The following is a 4,010-nucleotide window of genomic DNA, read 5'->3' as shown; positions in this document are numbered from 1 at the left end:
CGTCCGCGCTGCTCCATGCGCAGTGCCGCACGCACGCGGCGGACCCTGCCCGTCCGTGGGCGCTCGCGCACGGCATGGACCTGGACGGGAAGGCCTTCCGCGCGCGGGATGGCCGCCCGGCCTCGGACGCCATCGTCGCGGGGTTCCTGCGCCGTGAGGCTCCCGACGCGGGGGCTACCCCGGCCCGCTACTTCTTCGACGCCTTCACCCCGGACGGCACGCCCGTGGAGCCGCACCCGGCGCTCCAGGTGAAGACGCTCCTGCTCGCGGGATATCCGCGCTCGCACACGTTCCGCACGGCGTGGGGCAAGGTCACGCTGCGCGAGCTGGTGGCGTCGCTCCAGCACGACTTCCGTCCGGACCTCGCGTCCTCGCCGGATGGAGCGTGGGCGCTGGATGCGCTGTCGCACGTGCTGGAGCCCGGGGGCTCGTTCGTCAACGGCGCGGGAGAGACCGTGCGCATGGACGCGGTGATGGACACGGCGCTCGCGACGCTGGAGTCCGCGAACGCGGAGCTGCTTCGCGGCATGAAGGCGGGCCTCCCCCAGGTGCCCAAGAACAAGCAGGGCATCTACGCGCACCCGTGTGGCGGGCTCCACTTCTTCCAGGCCGTCGCGGGCTGGGCGCGCTTCCCCGCCGTGCGCAAGGCGTGGGGCTCGCGGCTGGACACGCAGGTGGACGTGCTGGTGTACCGGCTGGGTTCGGAGTCGCGGCAGTACGAAGCGGCGCTCACCGCCGCGCCCGCGTACCGCGTCCCGGTGCTGGTGCAGATGGTGAAGTTCCACGGCCACCTGCTGGAGGCCCTGGGCCGCTACCGGGACGAGACGGGCTGGAAGCCCACGCCCGCGCAGGCCCGCGCGGTGGCGGAGGCGAAGGCCGCGCTGGAGAGCGCCACCCTCCGGCTGGAGGCCACGGGCGCCTTCCGCGACACGGAGGCGCTGTCCAGGACGCAGCCCCAGCTGGCCCTGGACCTGGTGGGCGATGCGTGCCACGCGGCGCGCGGCTGGGACCTGTGGGCGCCCCCGAAGCCCCGGTGAGGCGCGCCGGGCTTCAGGACCGGAGCCGCTGGAGCCCCGCGGAGATCGCCGCGCGTCCGGAGGCCATCCACCGGCGGCCCCGCTGACGCGCGACCATCACCGAGCCCAGCACCAGCCGCTGCGCGCGCATCTGGAGCAGGTCCGCGCGCAGCTCCATGGGCGTCACGGTGCGGATGCGGCCCTGTTCGTAGGCCTCCGTGATGGCGCGGCGCTGGAGCTTGCCGCTGCTCGTCTTCTGGAGCTGGCCGTAGCGGATGAAGAGGACGTCCTCTTGCGAGAGCGTCACGCCCACCGTCTCCAGCACGGACTGGCAGACCTGCTTGCGGCTGTCCTCCAGGCGCTCCAGCGCGGACGGGTGGTTCACCTCCGCCAGCACCACGAGCCGGCCCTTCACCTGGATGACGGCGGTGCGGCCCGGACGGATGAAGGGCAGGCGCTCCACGGCCTGCTCGAAGTCCGCGGAGAAGAAGCTCTGGCCGTTCACCTTGATGCGGTCGTTGATGCGTCCGGTGATGAAGAGCTCGCCCTCCTTCTGGAAGCCCAGGTCGCCCGTGGCGTAGAAGCCGTCGTTTCCGCGCAGGGGCCGGTCATCGAGGAAGTACGACGGCGCCAGGCTGCCGCCGCGCAGCTCGATTTCGCCCAGCTCGCCTTCGCCGCACAGGCGGCCGTCCTCCGCGCGCAGCCGCACCTCGAACTCCGTGAGCGGCCGGCCCACGGAGATGGCGGGCTGGCCGTTGGGCGCGGTGATGACGCGCACCGTCTGGCGCGGCGGCACGCTCGCGACCATCAGCACCGTCTCCGCCATGCCGTAGCAGGGCATGAACACGTCGCGCCGCAGACCGCACGGGGCGAGGATGTCCAGGAACTGCTCCAGGTTGGGGATGTTGATGGGCTCGCTGCCCAGGTAGATGCTCCGCACGCGCGACAGGTCCAACCGCTTCAGGTCGTCCGCGTCCGCGGACTTGAGCGACTTGAGCGCGTAGTCGATGGCGAAGTTGGGGATGACGGAGCCCATCACCTTCTCGGTGGAGATGAGCTCCAGCCAGCCCAGCGGGTCCATCAGGAACGACGCGGGCTGGGACAACAGCAGGTCGTTGCCCACCGTGATGCAGGTGAGCAGCCCGCCGATGAGCCCCATGTCGTGGTAGAGCGGCAGCCAGCTCGTCACCCGGTCCTCGGTCGTGCGGCCGTCGTGCCGGATGATCATCCGCAGGTTCGCGGCCAGGTTCTCCTGGGTGATGGGCACGCCCTTGGGGAACGACGTGGACCCCGAGGAGAACTGCACGAACGCCAGCTCGTCCGGCGCCACCTCGCGCAGCTTCACGCCGGCACGCTTCGCGCCCGACGGCGGCAGCGGCAGCCGCTCCAGGGGCAGCTCCAGTCCGGCCAGGCTCGGCACGTCCAGGATGACTGTCGCGCCGTAGCGCTCGCGGATGCGCGCGAGGAAGTCCCGGTAGGGCCCCTTCGGCGTGCTCAGGATGTACGGCTTCACGGACAGGGGCACCGCGCCCAGCTCCATCAGTCCCAGGAAGGCGAAGATGACGGACGAGGACGTCTCGAAGGGCAGCACCACGCGCGTGCCCGGCGCCACGCCGCGCGCGCGGAAGTGCTCCGCCGCTCCGGCGACGCGGGAGGCGAACTCCCGGTAGGGCACGACCTCCGGCGGCCCGGCGAAGTCGTCGTAGAGAAAAAGGCCGCGCCGCGGATCCGCGGTCTCCAGCCGCTGGATGATGTCGAGCATGCTGTCCTCCCCTCCTCTAAAAAATCGTCAGTGCGAGGGCGCCACCTGGCGCATCCACGCGAGCACCCGGGGCAGCACCTCCGCGCGGGCGCGCTCGCCGCGCACCACGTCGAAGTGGCCCGCATCCCAGCTCAGCCCCTGCGCACGCCCCAGCACGGTCAGCTCCTTGCGGGTGCTGCCCAGGTGTTCCACCAGCTTCTGCGCGCGCACCGGTGATGCGTGGAACATGTCCGCCGCGCCCACGCCCGCGAACACCGGCAGCGTCACCTTCTCCAGCGCGGCCCAGTAGTCCGTGGCGCCATCCGCGCTCCGGAACGCGCCCGTGGGCGCCCAGTCCGTGAACTGCCGCATCACGCCCGCCGGTTCGTCCCACGGCCCCTGCTTCAGCGCCTTCGCCGGGAACCGTCCCAGCACTCCCGCAACCGCGGAGGAGAACCCCAGCTGGAAGCGCTTCTTGAACCCGCCGTCGCTGTAGTCGTTCACCGCAGAAGACAGCGTGCACACGCCGGACAGCGACGCCTGGAGCGAGGGGTCCACCCCCAGCGCCGCCAGCGCCGCGTAGCCCGCCATGCTGTGGGCCAAAAGGAACAACGGCCCGGCGTGGCGCGCGCGCACGGCCCGCACCAGGTCCGGGAGGTCGTGGCGCACGTACGTGTCGAAGCTCCAGTCGTACGCGCGCTTCGCGGGCCAGCGGCTCTTGCCATGCCCGCGCAGGGACGCGACGTACGCCACGCAGCCCGCGTCCACGAAGACGCGCGCCGCTCCGTCACCCTGCCCGCCCAGGAAGAAGCGGCCGTCGGAGAACAGGCCCGGCACGAAGAGGACGCCGGGCGCGGAGTCCGGCGTCCCGGAGGTGCGCGCCTCCACCACGTGCAGCGCGTGCTCCTGGGACGTGGGCACCCAGAACTCCTGCGAGGTGAAGTCCTGCTTCGCGTGCGTGCTCATGGACGGGGCTCCTCCACGGGGGCCACCGGCGCGCGCGCGGCGTCCAGGAACTGCTGCAGCGACGCGAGCGACCGGGCCCGCGCGTCCAGGAAGGCCACGCTCACCAGGGCCTCCACCGCCAGCGGCCCGCCCGCCGCCAGGAACACGCGCTGCCGGAAGCGGGCGCGGTAGTTGAGGCCGTCCGGCTCCAGCTCGTCCGCCGCGGGCGACTCCAGCTCCGTGCGCACCACCACGTCGCCCGGGGGAATCTCCCGCCGGTAGTCCACCTCCACCCGCGACACCACCGC

3 protein-coding genes and 1 pseudogene are annotated in these 4,010 nt (G+C 72.2%); 1 reads left to right on the top strand and 3 read right to left on the bottom strand.

Translation table 11 applies throughout. The features are described from left to right. The coding region (locus D7X55_RS37015) for a hypothetical protein (protein ID WP_233610295.1) at nt 1-1,037 on the top strand (1,037 nt) is incomplete at its 5' end. A gap of 13 nt (nt 1,038-1,050) precedes the next feature. On the opposite strand, the gene D7X55_RS37010 is transcribed toward D7X55_RS37015, so the two are convergent. The 3 genes and pseudogenes from D7X55_RS37010 to D7X55_RS45595 all read right to left on the bottom strand — a co-directional run. Continuing rightward, nucleotides 1,051-2,778 carry an AMP-binding protein gene (locus tag D7X55_RS37010; protein WP_120552279.1) on the bottom strand — a complete coding sequence of 576 codons (1,728 nt, stop codon included), beginning with the start codon at nt 2,776-2,778 and terminating at the stop codon, nt 1,051-1,053. Nucleotides 2,779-2,805: 27 nt separating this feature from the next. Further along, a complete protein-coding gene (locus tag D7X55_RS37005; protein ID WP_120552278.1) occupies nt 2,806-3,723 on the bottom strand; it encodes a serine aminopeptidase domain-containing protein in 918 nt (305 codons plus the stop codon). Next, nucleotides 3,720-4,010, bottom strand: a pseudogene (locus D7X55_RS45595) (acyl-CoA thioesterase); the annotation flags it as partial. The gene D7X55_RS37005 and the pseudogene D7X55_RS45595, both read right to left, overlap by 4 nt.

Source organism: Corallococcus sp. AB049A, from assembly GCF_003668885.1.
Taxonomy (GTDB): domain Bacteria; phylum Myxococcota; class Myxococcia; order Myxococcales; family Myxococcaceae; genus Corallococcus; species Corallococcus interemptor.
The sequence above is the reverse complement of the archived record's forward strand: the minus strand, read 5'-3'. Positions and strand labels throughout refer to the sequence as shown.